General features: G+C 67.3%; 14 protein-coding genes. 7 read left to right on the top strand and 7 right to left on the bottom strand.

Annotation, left to right across the window (positions count from 1 at the left end; all coding sequences use genetic code 11):
- Position 1: 1 nt before the first annotated feature.
- The 3 genes from V9L21_RS22610 to V9L21_RS22600 form a co-directional block, all read right to left on the bottom strand.
- Positions 2-1276: an amidohydrolase family protein gene (locus V9L21_RS22610; protein ID WP_337315112.1), complete on the bottom strand. Its 1275-nt coding sequence runs from the start codon at positions 1274-1276 to the stop codon at positions 2-4.
- Positions 1273-1860, bottom strand: a complete 588-nt coding sequence (locus tag V9L21_RS22605; protein WP_258502527.1) for an NAD(P)H-dependent oxidoreductase — start codon at positions 1858-1860, stop codon at positions 1273-1275. Before V9L21_RS22605 ends, V9L21_RS22610 begins: the two co-directional genes overlap by 4 nt.
- 112 nt (positions 1861-1972) lie before the next feature.
- Positions 1973-3196, bottom strand: a complete 1224-nt coding sequence (locus V9L21_RS22600) for an MFS transporter (RefSeq protein WP_337315111.1) — start codon at positions 3194-3196, stop codon at positions 1973-1975.
- Positions 3197-3306: 110 nt separating this feature from the next.
- Here V9L21_RS22600 and V9L21_RS22595 point away from each other — a divergent pair, with 110 nt between their 5' ends.
- Entirely contained in the window at positions 3307-4248 is a 942-nt protein-coding gene (locus V9L21_RS22595) for a LysR family transcriptional regulator (protein ID WP_337315110.1), read from the top strand.
- Positions 4249-4271: 23 nt separating this feature from the next.
- Here V9L21_RS22595 and V9L21_RS22590 read toward each other — a convergent pair whose 3' ends face one another.
- Entirely contained in the window at positions 4272-4949 is a 678-nt protein-coding gene (locus V9L21_RS22590; RefSeq protein ID WP_337315109.1) for a TetR family transcriptional regulator C-terminal domain-containing protein, read from the bottom strand.
- 150 nt (positions 4950-5099) lie between these two features.
- Between V9L21_RS22590 and V9L21_RS22585 the strand changes: the two genes are divergently transcribed.
- The gene (locus tag V9L21_RS22585; RefSeq protein WP_337315108.1) at positions 5100-6170 is read left to right on the top strand and encodes an asparaginase; all 1071 of its coding nucleotides are present in this window, start codon (positions 5100-5102) and stop codon (positions 6168-6170) included.
- 118 nt (positions 6171-6288) lie between these two features.
- Here the strand turns inward: V9L21_RS22585 and V9L21_RS22580 are convergent, their stop codons facing one another.
- Genes V9L21_RS22580 through V9L21_RS22570 form a run of 3 tightly spaced genes read right to left on the bottom strand, consistent with a single transcriptional unit; the run spans position 6289 to position 8907 of the window.
- Complete coding sequence (locus V9L21_RS22580; protein ID WP_337315107.1) at positions 6289-7110, bottom strand: phosphatase PAP2 family protein; 822 nt, start codon at positions 7108-7110, stop codon at positions 6289-6291.
- Positions 7111-7120: 10 nt separating this feature from the next.
- Entirely contained in the window at positions 7121-7945 is an 825-nt protein-coding gene (locus V9L21_RS22575; protein ID WP_337315106.1) for a metallophosphoesterase family protein, read from the bottom strand.
- Positions 7942-8907, bottom strand: coding sequence for a diacylglycerol/lipid kinase family protein (locus V9L21_RS22570; RefSeq protein WP_337315105.1), 966 nt, complete (start codon positions 8905-8907; stop codon positions 7942-7944). Before V9L21_RS22570 ends, V9L21_RS22575 begins: the two co-directional genes overlap by 4 nt.
- Positions 8908-9163: 256 nt before the next feature.
- Between V9L21_RS22570 and glyQ the strand changes: the two genes are divergently transcribed.
- The 5 genes from glyQ to V9L21_RS22545 are packed head-to-tail and all read left to right on the top strand — an operon-like array spanning position 9164 to position 14614.
- Positions 9164-10069 (top strand): glycine--tRNA ligase subunit alpha, encoded by a 906-nt coding sequence (glyQ, locus tag V9L21_RS22565; protein ID WP_055808465.1) that lies wholly within the window; start codon positions 9164-9166, stop codon positions 10067-10069.
- A 3-nt stretch (positions 10070-10072) separates the two neighbouring features.
- On the top strand, positions 10073-12229 hold the full coding sequence (glyS, locus tag V9L21_RS22560; protein ID WP_337315104.1) for a glycine--tRNA ligase subunit beta: 2157 nt from the start codon (positions 10073-10075) through the stop codon (positions 12227-12229).
- A 32-nt stretch (positions 12230-12261) separates the two neighbouring features.
- Positions 12262-12840 (top strand): D-glycero-beta-D-manno-heptose 1,7-bisphosphate 7-phosphatase, encoded by a 579-nt coding sequence (gmhB, locus tag V9L21_RS22555; RefSeq protein WP_126748264.1) that lies wholly within the window; start codon positions 12262-12264, stop codon positions 12838-12840.
- The gene (locus V9L21_RS22550) at positions 12840-13610 is read left to right on the top strand and encodes a lysophospholipid acyltransferase family protein (protein WP_337315103.1); all 771 of its coding nucleotides are present in this window, start codon (positions 12840-12842) and stop codon (positions 13608-13610) included. The genes gmhB and V9L21_RS22550 overlap by 1 nt, the downstream gene beginning before the upstream one ends.
- A 14-nt stretch (positions 13611-13624) precedes the next feature.
- Positions 13625-14614: a M48 family metallopeptidase gene (locus tag V9L21_RS22545; RefSeq protein WP_443305424.1), complete on the top strand. Its 990-nt coding sequence runs from the start codon at positions 13625-13627 to the stop codon at positions 14612-14614.
- Positions 14615-14777 lie beyond the last annotated feature (163 nt).

Below are 14777 nucleotides of genomic sequence, written 5' to 3'. Positions count from 1 at the left end.
TTTAGCGGGAATGAAAAAGCGACGCGTCGCCGTGCGTGACGCGGCCTTCGCGCAGCACCACGCGGGTGGCGCTGCGCGAGGGCCAGCCGTGGCGGTCGGCCTGGGTGAACAGCACCAGGTCGGCCTTGGCGCCGACAAGCGTGGGCGTCGCCGTGGCGGCCCCGCGCTGAAGCCAGTCGCCGCGGCACAGCGCCTGCGACCAGTTGTCGAAAGGTTCGTCGAGCTGCGCCACCAGCGCGGCGGTACCCAGTGCCTCGACCGGGTCGAAGCTGCCGAGCCGGCAGAACGGGTCTTGCACGTTGTCGCTCGCAAACAGCAGCGGAATGCCGCGATCGCGCGCCTCCTTCACCAGCGTGATGCCGCGCATGCGCGGCGTGCGCCCCGTGACGGCGTCTTGCAGCAGCAGGTTGGTGGCGGGCAGCGACACCACGGTAATCGGCGCGCGCGCCACCGCGTCGAGCGTGGCAAAGGCCTGGGCTTCCGGCTGCGCGGCCAACGCACAGATATGGCCGCACACCACGCGGCCTTCGAAGCCGATCTCTCGCAGGATGCGGGCGGTGGTCTGCAAGCCGACCGCTGCCGGATTCAGTTCTTCATCGACGTGCAGGTCGACGTCCAGGTCGCAGGCCTGCGCCGACACCAGCAGGTTGCGCAGCGCCCGTTCGCTCCAGTTGGTGGAATGCACGAAGCCGCCCAGCACTGCCTGCGGACCCGTGGCCTTTACCTGCTGCGCGAGCCGCATCGCCTGCGCGGCATCTTCGAACAGCGGCAGCTTGATCAGGCTGACCTGCTCCAGCCGCACCTTGCCTGCCCATTCCTGCGCCAGTTCGGCCATCACCGGCCAGGCCAGCGGCACCGTATCGGGCTCCCACCAGTCGACATGCGTGCGCACATGCGTGGTGCCGCATTCCCAGGCCCACTGCAGGCCGCGAGAGGCACGCTCGCGCACGTCGCCGGCGCTCCAGTGCACGCGGTCGTTCAGCATCGCGTCGATGGCGCCGAGCAGGCCGGGCTGCACCTCTTTCATGCGCGGCAGCGTGAACGCCTTGTCGAGGTGCGTGTGCGCATCGACAAAACCGGGGAGCACCAGCGTCCCGGCAAGGTCCCAACCCTGCGGGGAAGGCGCCATGCCATCGGACGCGGGCCGCACCATCAGCACACGCCCGGCTTCGAGCTCGATGTGCGCCAGCGCCGGCACGCCGCCCTGCTGTGGCCAGTCGGCGGGCAGCAGCCAGCGCGGCAGGCGCGCGTTGTCGAGAAAAGCGGGCGCCGTCATGCGAAGCGCGCCATTGCGGTGCCCACCCGTGCCATGAAGCGTTTGAGCTGGGGCTCGGTCGCCACGTTCATGTGATAGTGGGCGTGGTAGTCCACCTTGGCGCGCCGGCCGGTGAGCCGCAGCATGTAGCGCGTGACAATCTTGCGCGGCGGATCGCCCATGTACCAGGCCATCCAGCGCGGCCGGCCATAGGTGACCACGGCGCTGATGCGCTTGATGTGCGTGAGCATCGGCTTCACGTTGGCCGGGTCGCTGATGTCGAAGGCCACGCCGGGCATGAAGAGCCGGTCGAAGTAACCCTTCAGCATCGCCGGCAGGCCGAAGCACCAAGTCGGAAAGCAGAAAACGATGCCCTCGGCCCACTGCAGGCGCTCCACATAGGGCTTGAGCGGCAACTGGTTGCCCGGCACATCGTGGTAGCCGAGCCGCTCCTCGCGCGAGAGCACCGGGTTGAAGCCTTCCGCGTACAGGTCGCAGTCGTCCACCTCGTGCCCCGCCGCGCGCAGGTTCTTCAGCACCTCCTGGTGCAGGGCTGCATGGAAGCTGGTTTCGACCGGATGGCAGTAGACGACGAGCACGCGCATGGTGTTTGACCGCTTAATCAGAGCAAGTGGTCAGGTTATGCAAGCGGCGTGCCAATCCGGATGCACCGGAGTGGGGAGGCGGGAGCCATGTCCCGCGGCTATGAGACGGCCTTTAAACCGCCTTTCCGCGCCAGAGCCGCACGCCCAGCCCCGCCGCGGCCGTGCCGGTTGCCAGCCACGTCACACCCGCCCAGCCCCACTGCGCGAGCGCCAGCGCACCCAGCGCCGAGCCGGCGGCCATGCCGATGAACATGGTGGTGAACAGCACCGCGTTGAGCCGGCTGCGTGCACCGGGCTCGATGCCGTAGACGATGGTCTGGTGCGCAATCAGTGCCGCCTGCATGCCCAGGTCGAAGCCGATTGCGGCAAGCGCCAGCAGCCAGAGCTGCGCATGCGGCGGCAGCAGCGGCGCAAACCCCATGGCCGCGAAAGACACCACCACCAGCCCTGCGCCGAGCCGCGTCACCAGTTCCGGGCCGCGGCGGTCGGCCAGCCGTCCGGCCAGCGGCGCAGCCAGAGCGCCCGCGGCGCCAGCAAGGCCGAAGGCACCCGCTGCCGCGCTGCCCAGGTGGAACGGCTCGCCGTGCAGCATGACCGCCAGCGTCGACCAGAAGGCGCTGAAGCCCACCGCCAGCAGCGCCTGTGCCAGCGCTGCGCGGCGCAGGGCGCCGTGGCGCGACCACAGGGTGCCGAGCGATCCGAGCAGCGCGCCATAGGCCAGGTGCGTGGTGGGCCTGAAGCGCGGCAGGCCGCGCCAGGCCGCCGCACCGATGAGCGCGATGCTGGCCGCCGCCGCAATGAACATCGTGCGCCAGCCGAAGTGCTCGGCCACGAAGCCGCTCACCACGCGCGACAGCAGGATGCCGAGCAGAAGCCCCGTCATCACCGTGCCCACGGTCTTGCCGCGCGAGGCTTCAGGCGCCAGCGTGGCGGCGGCGGGCACGATGTCCTGCGCCATCGTGGCCGCCAAGCCGATGGCCAGGCTGGCTGCGAGCAGCATGCCGATGGACGGCGCGGCCCCGGCCACCAGCAGCGCGGCGCACAGCGCGGCCGCCTTGGCCAGCACGATGCGGCGCCGGTCGTAGCGGTCGCCCAGCGGTGCCAGCAGCAGGATGCCCAGCGCGTAGCCAAGCTGCGTGAGCGTGGGAATGAACCCGACGGACCGCGCGGAGGCGCCGATGTCCGCGCCCAGCACGCCGAGCATCGGTTGGGCGTAGTAGAGCGAAGCCACGGACAGCCCCGCGCCTGTGGCGAGCAGCAGCACCAGCGACGCGGGCAGGTCGCGTGCCGCCGGTGCAGCGGCGGCCGGTGCATGCGTTTGTTGAATGGAAGACATGGCGTTAACCCTTGAATACTGAGCGAGGGTTGAAATGTGCGCCTCTGAGGCGTGGCTTGGTAGCCCTGAAGATCGCACAATGCCTATACGTCACACGCATAAAGACAACGATGTCGACCTCTTCCCCCGCCGCCGACCGCATCGAGCTGATGCAGACCTTCATTCACATCGTCGAGGCTGGCAGCCTCTCGGCCGCTGCCCAGCAGATGGGCGCCACCCAGCCCACCGTGAGCCGGCGGCTGCAGGCGCTGGAGCGCTCGCTGGGTGTGCGGCTGCTGCGCCGCTCCACCCATGCCATGAAGCTCACGGAGGATGGTGAGCGTTGCTACGAGCGGGCGAGGGAGCTGGTCGCCGACTGGCACGCCTTCGAGGCTGACCTGCGCGGCGTGGGCGACGAGCCCGAGGGCACGCTGCGCGTGGTGGCGCCGCATGCGCTGGGGCAACTGCTGCTGGTCGGGCCGCTGGCCGACTACCTGCGCGCATACCCGCGGGTGTCCGTCGAATGGCTGCTGAACGACCGCCGGCCCGACTTCATTGCGGAAGGCGTCGATTGCGCCATTCAGGTCGGCGAGGTGACCGACACCATGGCCGTGGCCATCAAGCTGTCGGAAGTGCCGCGCGTGGTGGTGGCCGCGCCCTCGGTGCTGGCCGGGCGCAAGCCGCCCACGCATGCATCGGAACTGGCCGAACTGCCGTGGATCGCGCTGCGCACGTTCTATCGAAACGAAGTGGTGCTCACCCACAGTCCGTCTGGCGAGATTGCGCACGTGCCCATCCGGCCGCGCATGAGCACCGACAGCCTCTATGCGCTGCAAAGCGCGGCGCGCATGGGTCTTGGCGCCTGCATAGGTTCGGCCTGGCTCATGAATGACGACATCGCCAGTGGCCGGCTGGTGCAGCTTGTGCCGCAGTGGCGTGTGGCGGCGCTACCTGTCTATCTGATCTATCCGCATGCGCGGTTCCAGCCGGCGCGGCTGCGCCGCTTCATCGAGATGATGCGGCTTGCGCTGGCCGACCCGTCGGGCCGCGCCTGGGAAGCCAAGGCTTCATAGTCGGCGCGTCATGAGCGGCGCGGCTAGGCCTTGATGCCGCAGCCGCCCAGCACAAAGGCCACCAGCTCGCGTGCAATCGGCTCGCGGTCGATCGGCGCGTCCGGCGGCAGGCCGAGCATCACGCGCGTCTGTATTGCGTAGTCGGCATAGCTCTGGGTCATGGCCCAGATGTGCATCAGCAGCAGGCGCGCGTCGAGCGGGCGCATCTGCCCGCGCGCGATCCAGCCGTTGATCACGTCGACTTTTTTCTGCGTCCACGCCCGGGCATTGGGCCAATAGCGGTCGAGGTTGCGGCCGCCGTCGAGCACCTCGCGCGTGAAGATGCGCGAGATCTCGGGGTTGTCGAATGCGTGGTCGAGCTTCTTGCGGATGTAGTCGCCCAGCACCGTGCCCGGATCGCTCGCGTCCTCGAACGAGAACACCACCTTCCAGGCATGCAGCACCTGCATCAGCAGCTCTTCGTAGAGCTCTTCCTTGCCGGCGATGTAGTAGTGCAGCTGGGGCTTGGTAAGGCCGGCGCGCGCGGCAATGGCCTGGGTGGAGGTGCCCTTGAGCCCGTGCAGGCTGAACTCGGTCACGGCCGCGGTGCGGATCGCCGCCATGATGCGCTCGCGCCCCGGCCGCGCACGCGACAGCGGGCCCTCGGGGGCGGGCATTTCCTGGGCGGTGGTCGGGGGAAGGGCGGCGGGATCGGCGTTCATTGGCATGTATTTGCGGCGGTGCGCCCGGCGATGGTAATCCCAGGCGCATGGCCGCATGCCATGCCGGCATGGAAGCGAAGAGCATGCGGGCACGGTTCATGTATCTTCTCGCCGCTTCCAGAAATTCATTCAAGACAAAGGAGTTCTTTCATGTACCTTTCTCCCCGTTTCAGGGCCTTCGCGGCCGGCGCCGCGTTGCTTGCGGCCAGCGCGCTCGCGCAAGCCCAGCAGGCATTGCCCAATGTGGTGATCCTGGCCACCGGCGGCACCATCGCGGGGGCCGGCGCCTCGGCCGTGAACAGCGCCACCTACGCGGCCGCCAAGGTCGGCGTCGACAAGCTGATTGCCGGCCTGCCCGAGCTCTCGAAAATTGCCAACGTGCGCGGCGAGCAGGTGTTCCAGGTCGCTTCCGAAAGCCTGACCAACGACAACCTGCTGACGCTGGCCAAGCGCGTGTCCGCGCTGTCCAAGCAGGCCGACGTGGACGGCATCGTCATCACCCACGGCACCGACACGCTGGAAGAAACCGCCTTCTTCCTCACGCTCACCGTGCGCACCAACAAGCCGATCGTCGTGGTCGGCTCGATGCGCCCGGGCACGGCGCTGTCGGCCGACGGCGCGCTCAACCTGTATGACGCTGTCAGCGTGGCCGGCAGCAAGGACGCGGCGGGCAAGGGCGTGCTGGTGACGATGAACGACAACATCGACAGCGGCCGCGACGTGAGCAAGAACGTCAACATCAAGACCAGCGCCTTCTCCAGCCAGTGGGGCCCGCTGGGCATGGTGGTCGAGGGCAAGAACTACTGGTTCCGTGCACCGGTGAAGCGCCACACCATGAACTCGGAGTTCGACATCGACAGCATCAACACGCTGCCGGCGGTCGAGATTGCGATGGGCTACGAGGGTGTTTCTTCCATCGCCATCGATGCATTCGCCAAGAGCGGCGTGAAGGCGATCGTCCACGGCGGCACGGGCAACGGCTCGGTGGCCAACCGCATCGTGCCCAACCTGCAGAAGGCACGCACCGACGGCGCCATCATCATTCGCAGTTCGCGCGTGGCCGACGGCTTCGTGATCCGCAATGCCGAGCAGCCCGACGACAAGTACGACTGGGTGGTGGCGCACGACCTGCGCCCGCAGAAGGCTCGAATCCTGGCGATGGTCGCACTGACGAAGACCAGCGACACCAAGGAACTCCAGCGCATCTTCTGGGAATATTGACCCACCCCCGAAGCGGCTCACTTCGTGTAGCCGCCTCCCCCTCGAGGGGGCAACACCAGCGGCCCGGCAAAGCCGGTTCCGCGGTGTTCCTGGCGAAGATCTTCTCGATCTATTCCGTTCAGGGGCGGATGCGCCGCCGCTTGCGGTGCCGCGCGTATTCGAGGCTGCTCACGCACACGAGCAGCCAGGCCAGGCCGGTCAGCAGGCCGGCCACCACGTCGCTTGCAAAATGCACCTGCAAAAAGACGCGGCTGCATGCAATGGTGACGATGGCTGCGGCGGCGGCCATGGCCGCCGGCACATGCCAGCGCGCTGGCAACAGGCGCAGCGCCAAATACATCAGCATGCCGTAGCTCACGATCGCGCCCGCGCTGTGGCCGCTCGGGAAGCTGAAGCTCGTCTCCAGCGCCAGCCCATGGTCGTGCAGCGGCCGTGCCCGCGCGAAGATGCGCTTGAGCGCGGGGTTCAGCAGCACGATGCCGCCTAGCGCCATCACCCAGCCCAAGGCCAAGCCTCGGTGCGCGTTGCGCCACAGCACAAGGGCCAGCACCACGCACACAGGCGCCAGCAGTTCGGCATCGCCCAGGTGCGTGAGCCAGCTGAAAGCCACGAGGGCCGCCCACGGCACATGCTCGCCGATGGCATCGGCCAGTGCCTGGTCGGCCAGGCCGAGCAGGCGCCCGTCGCCCAGCATCGATGCGATGTAGGCCACCAGGCTCGCCGCCGCAAGAATCAGCACAAAACCCAGCGCCAGCCCGGCTGCCACGCGCGGCTCATCAGGCTCGTCGCTCGACGAAATCCTGGCGCGGCGGCGCTGCAGCAGCCGGCAGGCGATGCCGGCGCCCAGCACCGACACCGCAAAAACACAGAGGAACCAGGCAAGGGCATGCTCGCCGAACTGGCGGGCGAGAAGAACGAGGGCAGGGGCTTCCGTTGGCATGCGGGGCACCCTAAGGGAGCGCCGCTCCGCTGGCAAGCCGAAGCCGCAATACTTTGCCGCACACAAAGGCCTTGTGAACCGCCGAATGGTCCCACCGCTCCACTTGGCAAACGCGGGTACCGCCAATGTTCTCCATGCGCAGCACATTCACCGAATTGGGATGCCCCGCCCGCACGCGCGACGACACGGCCGTGCCGGCCTGCACCGCCCATGTCGTGCGCGGGCAACCCGCATAGGCGTCGTGCAGCGAGCGCACAAAGGGCAGGTGGATGTGGCCGCCCAGGATCAGGTCTGCCCCCGCGTGGCTCCAGCGCGCCACAGCCGTTTCGCGGCCGTGCAGCCGGTTGTGCATGTCTTCCTGGCGCGTGACCATCACCGGCTGGTGCGTCACCACCACGCGCAACTGCGAAGGCAAGGCAGACGCCAGCCGGGCCGCTACACGCTCGATCTGCTCGGGCGAAACCTCGCCGTCCTCGTGCCGGTACCAGCGCGTGGTGTTGACCGCAACCACCAGCCATTCGGCGGATTCGAACATCGGCTCCAGATCGTTTCCGAACGCTTCGGCGTACCTTTCATAAGGCGAGAACAGCCGCGCCGGCAGGTGATAGAGCGGAATGTCGTGGTTGCCGGGAATGGCCACCAACGCCGGCGCCGCCAGCCTGTCGACGAACGCGCGGGCCGCTGCAAACTGCGCCCGCGTGGCGCGTTGGGTGATGTCGCCGGAGAGCACCACCACCTGCGGCGAGAGAGCCTGCGCAAGCCGTTCGAGCGCCTCCATCACCTCGGGCTGCTCGGTGCCGAAATGCGTGTCTGAAATCTGAAGCAGGCAGCTCATTGCTTGGCGGCCTCCAACTCGGGTGCGGAATCGGGCCGCACCAGCCACAGCGGCTCGGGCGACACCCGAAACAGCAGCGGCATCTCGGTCCAGGCGACCTCCCCGTCGGTGGCCACCTTCACGCGGCGCGGGGAATGCAGGCGGCCGGTCTTCACCGTCATCGACTCGAACGGAAAGCTCAGCACCTCGTCGGCGCTCCCAAGCCTCCCCAGCGCGCCGCGCACCAGAAGGCCGGGCATTGCCAGCGCGCCCGTCGGCTTCAGCACCACGGCCGCCAGCTGACCGTTTTCGGGAGCGTCGGCATGCTCGATGCCGACCTGCAGCAGCTGCAACGGGTTGTTGCCGACAAAAAGCGTCGGTGTGCGAATGTCGCGCTCCTGTCCGCGCCAAGCCATGCGCAGGTTCCAGAGCCGATGGCCGCGCATCACGGTCAAAAGGCCTGCAAAAAAAGCGATCCAGCGGCTGCGGCCGTAGCGTGCCTTGTAGCTTTCGCGCTCTTCCAGCAGCTCGGCGTACAGCCCCATGCTGGCGTTGACCAGGAACACGCGGTCGTTCACCAGCCCCACCTGCGCGGGTTTCGGCTGCGCGGTCAGCAGCACCTGCAGCGCCTCGGCCGTATCGCCCGGAATGCCATGGGCGCGGCTGAAATAGTTGAAGGTGCCCTGCGGCAGCACGCCAAAAGCCAGCCCGCTGCCGAGCGTGGCCTGCGCCACGGTGTTGATGGTGCCGTCGCCGCCCGCGGCCACCACCACGCCGCCGACAGCGCGGGCGCGCTCGACCGCCTCGCGCGCGAGCGCCTGCACCGTGGTGCGCTCATCCACAAGAAAGATGCGGTGCTTGCGGCCGGCCGCGGCGCAGCCTTCCTCGATGATCCGGCGAGTCTCGGCGGTGTCCGCGTTGCCCGAGCCGGCGTTGAGAACGATGAACAGGGGGGAATTCGGACCGATTTGGGGCGGCAGCATGTCGATGGGAGCAGGGGAAAGGAGTGCCCGGCCGAACGTTGCAATGCCGAAGGCGCGGGGAAAAAGGTCGGAAAAAGACTTGGAAAAGGCGATTGCATGCAACCGGCCCGCCTTTGTCGCACGGCCCGGGGCGCCGCGCCGGCAGCCGCCATCCCGGCTTGCTGTGGGAGAGTTGCCCTCCGACCGTAAAATCGTCCGCTTTCGCGGCGCATTGCCGCGCTACCGTCCAAATGTCCGGCCTGCGCCGGCCAGCTTCATGTTGACCTTCCAGCAAATCATTCTCAAACTGCAGTCGTACTGGGCCGACAAGGGCTGCGCGCTGCTGCAACCGTACGACATGGAAGTGGGCGCGGGCACCTCGCACACCGCCACCTTCCTGCGGGCCCTCGGCCCCGAACCCTGGAAGGCCGCCTACGTGCAGCCCAGCCGCCGCCCCAAGGACGGCCGCTACGGCGAGAACCCGAACCGCCTGCAGCACTACTACCAGTACCAGGTGGTGCTCAAGCCGGCGCCCAGCAACATCCTCGAGCTGTACCTCGGCAGCCTGGAAGCCCTGGGCTTCGACCTGAAGAAGAACGACATCCGCTTTGTGGAAGACGACTGGGAGAACCCCACGCTCGGCGCCTGGGGCCTGGGCTGGGAGGTGTGGCTCAACGGCATGGAGGTGACGCAGTTCACCTATTTCCAGCAGGTGGGCGGCATCGACTGCAAGCCCATCACCGGCGAAATCACTTATGGCCTGGAGCGCCTGGCCATGTACCTGCAGGGCGTGGACAACGTCTACAACCTGACCTGGACCGAAGGCCTGAGCTACGGCGACGTGTACAAGCAGAACGAGGTCGAGCAATCGACCTACAACTTCGAGCACAGCGATGCCGAATTCCTGTTCACCGCCTTCAACGCGCACGAAAAGCAGGCCAAGCACCTCATGACGGAGCAGCTCGCGCTGCCGGCCTACGAGCAGGTGCTCAAGGCCGCGCACAGCTTCAACCTGCTCGACGCGCGCGGCGCCATCAGCGTAACGGAGCGCGCGGCCTACATCGGCCGCATCCGCAACCTTGCGCGCAGCGTGGCGCAGAGCTACTACGAGAGCCGTGAGCGGCTCGGTTTCCCGATGGCGCCGCGCGAGTGGGTTGCACAAATCACGAAGAAGGCGGCTTGAGCGATGACGAGCGTGCAAAAGAATCTGTTGGTCGAACTCTTCGTTGAAGAGCTGCCTCCCAAGGCGTTGAAGAAACTCGGCGATGCTTTCGCCAACGGCCTGCGCGACCAGCTCGTGGCCCAGGGGCTCGCCGAGCCCGCCTCGGTGCTCACCGCTTACGCATCGCCGCGCCGCCTGGCCGCGCACCTCACGCATGTAGCCGAGCGCGCCGCCGACAAGGCCGTGTCGCAAAAGCTCATGCCCGTGGCCGTGGGGCTCGACGCCTCGGGCCAGCCCACGCCCGCGCTGCTCAAGCGGCTGGCCGCCCTCGGCGCCGATGCCTCGGCCGTGCCCGGCCTGAAGCGCGCAATGGACGGCAAGGCCGAAGCCCTCTTCTACGAAAGCACTGCCAAGGGCGCCACGCTGACCGAAGGCTTGCAGAAAGCGCTGGCCGAATCCATCGCCAAGCTGCCGATTCCCAAGGTAATGAGCTACCAGCTCGAAAGCGGCTGCGAGCTTCCCGGCTGGAGCAGCGTGAGCTTCGTGCGCCCCGCCCACGGGCTGGTGGCGCTGCATGGCGACGCCGTGGTGCCCGTCGAGGCGCTGGGCCTGCATGCGGGCCGCGAAACGCACGGCCACCGCTTCGAGGCGGCGGTCGACCCCGTGGTGCTGCGCGATGCCAATAGCTACGCGCTGCAGATGCAGGACGACGGCGCGGTCATCGCCAGCTTTGAAGCCCGCCGCACCGAAATTGCGCGCCAGCTCGCGGCTGCGGCCGTGCGGGTGGGCGGCGGCACGGTGCCCATTCATGACGACGCGCTGCTCGACGAAGTCACGGCACTGGTCGAGCGCCCCAACGTGCTGGTGTGCAGCTTCGAGCGCGAGTTTCTCGAAGTGCCGCAGGAGTGCCTCATCCTCACGATGAAGGCCAACCAGAAGTACTTTCCGCTGCTCGACGCATCGAACAAGCTCACCAACAAGTTCCTCGTGGTCAGCAACATCAGCCCCGAAGACGCGAGCGCGGTGGTCGGCGGCAACGAGCGCGTGGTGCGCCCGCGCCTGGCCGACGCCAAGTTCTTCTTCGACCAGGACCGCAAGAAATCTCTGGCCTCACGCGTCGAATCGCTCGGCAAGGTGGTCTATCACAACAAGCTGGGCACGCAGGGCGAACGCGTGCAGCGCGTGATGCGCATTGCGCGCGGCATTGCGGCGCAGCTGGCGCAAGCGGAGCAATCGGCAGATGCAACGCTCACCGCGCAGGCGGTGCAGGCTGCCCAGCTCGCCAAGGCCGACCTCGTGACCGACATGGTCGGGGAGTTCCCGGAACTGCAGGGCACCATGGGCCGCTACTACGCGCTGCACGACGGCTTGTCCGCCGCGGTGGCCGACGCCATCGAAGACCACTACAAGCCGCGCTTTGCGGGCGACGAACTGCCGCGCAACACCGTCGGCCTGGTGGTTGCGCTGGCCGACAAGCTCGAGACGCTGGTCGGCATGTTCGGCATCGGCAACCTGCCCACCGGCGACCGCGATCCGTTCGCGCTGCGCCGCCATGCGCTGGGCGTGATCCGCATGCTGATCGAGAAAGACCTGCCGCTGGGGCTCGACGCGCTGCTGCAGGACGCCGCCGCGCAGTTCAAGGACATCGACGGCTTCGACAGCGGCAAGGCCACGGTCGAGCTGCAAGACTTCATTCTCGACCGCCTGGCCGGCAGCCTGCGCGAGCAGGGCGCCAGCGCGCAAGAGGTCGACGCCGTGCTGGCACCGCGCCCGCAGCGCCTGGGCGAAGTGCCCAAGCTGTTGGCGGCAGTGCGCGCCTTTGCCGCCTTGCCCGCCGCCGCCGCGCTGGCTGCGGCCAACAAGCGCATCGGCAACATCCTCAAGAAGGCGCCCGAGGCCGACGCGCACGTCAGCGAACTTCTGCTGCAGGAGCCCGCCGAAAAGGCGCTGCACGCCGCCATGGCTGAGGTCGTACCCGCGGCCAATGCGCAGTTCGATGCCGGCGACTACACCGCGTCGCTGCAGACCCTGGCCGCGCTGCGCGAGCCGGTCGATGCCTTCTTCGACGGCGTGATGGTCAATGCCGAGCAGGCCGACCTTCGCCTCAACCGGCTGGGCTTGCTGATGTCGTTGCACGCCGCGATGAACCGCGTGGCTCAACTCGAGCGGCTGGCAGTCTGAAGCGAAGCAGTACGGGCTTTTTTGCCAACGCCATGAAACTCGTCATCCTCGACCGCAACGGCACGATCAACGTGCACCGCGAAGATTTCGTCAAGAGCGACATCGAGTGGACGCCGCTGCCCGGTGCGCTCGAAGCCGTGGCCAAGCTCAACCATGCGGGCTGGCACGTGGTGATCGCGTCCAACCAGTCGGGCCTCGGCCGCGGCCTGTTCGACATGGCGTCGCTCAACGCCATGCACGCCAAGATGCACAAGATGCTCGCGGCCGTGGGCGGCAAGGTCGATGCGGTGTTCTATTGCCCGCACAGTCCCGACGAGGACTGCGATTGCCGCAAGCCGAAGCCGGGCCTGTTCCTGCAGATCGGCGACCGCTACGGCATCGATCTGCAGGGCGTGCCGACCGCGGGCGACAGCCTGCGCGACCTGCAGGCGGGCGCCGCCGCGGGCTGCGAGCCGCATCTTTTGCTCACGGGCATGGGCGCCGCCTGCATCGGCGTCGACCCGCTGCCCCCCGAATACCCGGCGAACACCATGGTTCACGAGAACCTCGCCGCCTTTGTCGACTTTTTGCTTGCGCGCGAAGCGCAGGCCGCACTGCAGGTGGCTGTCTGATGGCGTTTCTCCGTTCCGTTGTCCATGCACTGTGGATGCTCGTCACCGTGGTGCCGTGGGGCATCATCATGTGCGTCAGTTCCCTCTGGAAGCGAGGCATACCGCTCTACTGGATGGCAGTGCAGTGGCTCAGCTGGGCCATTGGCGGCGCACGCGTGCTGCTGGGCATCAAGACCCGCGTGACCGGCATGGAGAACCTGCCGACCGACAAGCTCGCCGGCGCGGTCTTGCTGGTCAAGCACCAGTCCACGTTCGAGACCTTCCTCATGCCCACGCTGATGCCGCATCCGCTGGCCTTCGTGTTCAAGAAGGAACTGATCTACGTGCCCTTCTTCGGCTGGGCCATGGCCCGGCTAGACATGATCCATATCGATCGCAGCCAGCGTGCGCAGGCCTTCAACAAGGTCGTGAACCAGGGCCGCAAGCTGCTTGCGCAGGGCATCTGGATCATCATGTTTCCCGAAGGCACCCGCATTCCGCGCGGCCAGAAGGGCACCTACAAGAGCGGCGGCACGCGGCTCGCATGCGAAACCGGCGTGCCTGTGATTCCGGTGGCCGTTACTTCGGCCAAGGTGTGGCCGCGCAAGGCCTTCATCAAGCGCCCCGGCGTGGTCGACGTGTCGATCGGCCCGGCCATTCCCAGCGTCGGCCGCAAGCCCGATGAGCTGATGCGCGAAGTCGAGGCCTGGATCGAATCGGAAATGCGCCGGCTCGACCCAGAGGCTTATCGCGACAGCCCGCCGCTGCAGGCGGCGCCAGAAGTGCACTGAAGAGAAAGCCCGAGATGCGGGGACTGCTTCAGTTCACGATGGATTTGTTCGAAGGGCTGGGCAACGAGTTTGCGCCGCCCAAGCCGCCCGAGCGCAAGCCGCGAAAAGTGAAGAAGAAGGCCGCGCCGCCGGTGGCGACGCCGTTGGCTGCCTCGCCTCCTGTGGCCGATGCCCAGCGGCAAGACAACGCCGGCCCCGCCGCTTTGCCCGCCATTCCGCTGCGCGACACGCTGACGCTCGCGAGCTTCGTGCATCCGCAGGCCACGCGCGAAACGGTGCTGGGTTCAGCGCGAGTGGCCTATGAGTTCAAGCGCGGCAAGCGCAAGACCATCGGCTTCTTGGTCGGTCCCGAAGGTTTGTCAGTGCGCGCGCCGCGCTGGGTCACGCTGCGCGACGTGGACGCCGCCATCCAGGAAAAGGCCGACTGGATCATCCGCAAGCTGCTCGAAACGCGGCAACGCCACGCACGCGTCGAGGCCACACGCATCGAGTGGAAAGACGGCGCGGAGTTTCCATTCATGGGCGAACCGGTCGTGATTCGCCTCGACCCGAAGCACGGTTTTGCAAGCGTCGGCGGCACGCTCGATGAGGCGGGCGGCGACGGCACCGGGCCGCGCATCTTGCGCCTGGCCGTGGCGCAGAACGCCGAGCCCTCGCAGATCCGCGATGCCGCCCAGGCCTGGCTCATGCGGCAGGCGCGGCGGCTGTTCATCGAAAGGCTCGATCACTTTGCGCCGCGGCTTGGAGTGCGGTGGCAGAAGCTGTCGTTGTCGAATGCCGCCACCCGGTGGGGCAGTGCGAGTGTGGATGGGTCGATTCGGCTGAACTGGCGGTTGATTCACTTTCGCCTGCCGGTGATCGACTATGTGGTTGCGCATGAGCTGGCGCATCTGCGGGTGATGGATCACTCGCATCGGTTCTGGGAGACGGTGGAGAGTGTGGTGCCGGACTATGGGTTGTTGCGGCAGCAGTTGAAGGATGAGGCTGTGCCTCGGTGGGGTTGATTTTTCTTTGGTTTTCTTGAGTTCCGAGGCCGGGATTCCGCCCGGCGGCGGACTCACTTTCTTTTGCTTCGCCAAAAGAAAGTAAGGGCGGTCTCAAATCCCAAGTGCAACGATGGATTGGATGTCGACATTCTGGTTGAAACAGTCCTCGAAGAGGACTTGG

The organism is Variovorax sp. CCNWLW235 (genome assembly GCF_037204085.1).
In the GTDB taxonomy this organism is placed as follows: Bacteria; Pseudomonadota; Gammaproteobacteria; order Burkholderiales; family Burkholderiaceae_C; genus Variovorax.
Note: the sequence above shows the minus strand (reverse complement) of the source record. Positions and strands in the feature narration are given on the sequence as shown.

Coding starts and splice junctions, on each gene's coding strand:
- V9L21_RS22585 (WP_337315108.1), top strand. CDS start 5,100: ATGTACCTTTCTCCCCGTTTCAGGGCCTTCGCGGCCGGCGCCGCGTTG.
- V9L21_RS22605 (WP_258502527.1), bottom strand. CDS start 1,860: ATGCGCGTGCTCGTCGTCTACTGCCATCCGGTCGAAACCAGCTTCCAT.
- V9L21_RS22550 (WP_337315103.1), top strand. CDS start 12,840: ATGGCGTTTCTCCGTTCCGTTGTCCATGCACTGTGGATGCTCGTCACC.
- V9L21_RS22610 (WP_337315112.1), bottom strand. CDS start 1,276: ATGACGGCGCCCGCTTTTCTCGACAACGCGCGCCTGCCGCGCTGGCTG.
- V9L21_RS22570 (WP_337315105.1), bottom strand. CDS start 8,907: ATGCTGCCGCCCCAAATCGGTCCGAATTCCCCCCTGTTCATCGTTCTC.
- gmhB (WP_126748264.1), top strand. CDS start 12,262: ATGAAACTCGTCATCCTCGACCGCAACGGCACGATCAACGTGCACCGC.
- glyS (WP_337315104.1), top strand. CDS start 10,073: ATGACGAGCGTGCAAAAGAATCTGTTGGTCGAACTCTTCGTTGAAGAG.
- V9L21_RS22575 (WP_337315106.1), bottom strand. CDS start 7,945: ATGAGCTGCCTGCTTCAGATTTCAGACACGCATTTCGGCACCGAGCAG.
- V9L21_RS22545 (WP_443305424.1), top strand. CDS start 13,625: ATGCGGGGACTGCTTCAGTTCACGATGGATTTGTTCGAAGGGCTGGGC.
- V9L21_RS22600 (WP_337315111.1), bottom strand. CDS start 3,196: ATGTCTTCCATTCAACAAACGCATGCACCGGCCGCCGCTGCACCGGCG.
- V9L21_RS22595 (WP_337315110.1), top strand. CDS start 3,307: ATGTCGACCTCTTCCCCCGCCGCCGACCGCATCGAGCTGATGCAGACC.
- V9L21_RS22580 (WP_337315107.1), bottom strand. CDS start 7,110: ATGCCAACGGAAGCCCCTGCCCTCGTTCTTCTCGCCCGCCAGTTCGGC.
- glyQ (WP_055808465.1), top strand. CDS start 9,164: ATGTTGACCTTCCAGCAAATCATTCTCAAACTGCAGTCGTACTGGGCC.
- V9L21_RS22590 (WP_337315109.1), bottom strand. CDS start 4,949: ATGAACGCCGATCCCGCCGCCCTTCCCCCGACCACCGCCCAGGAAATG.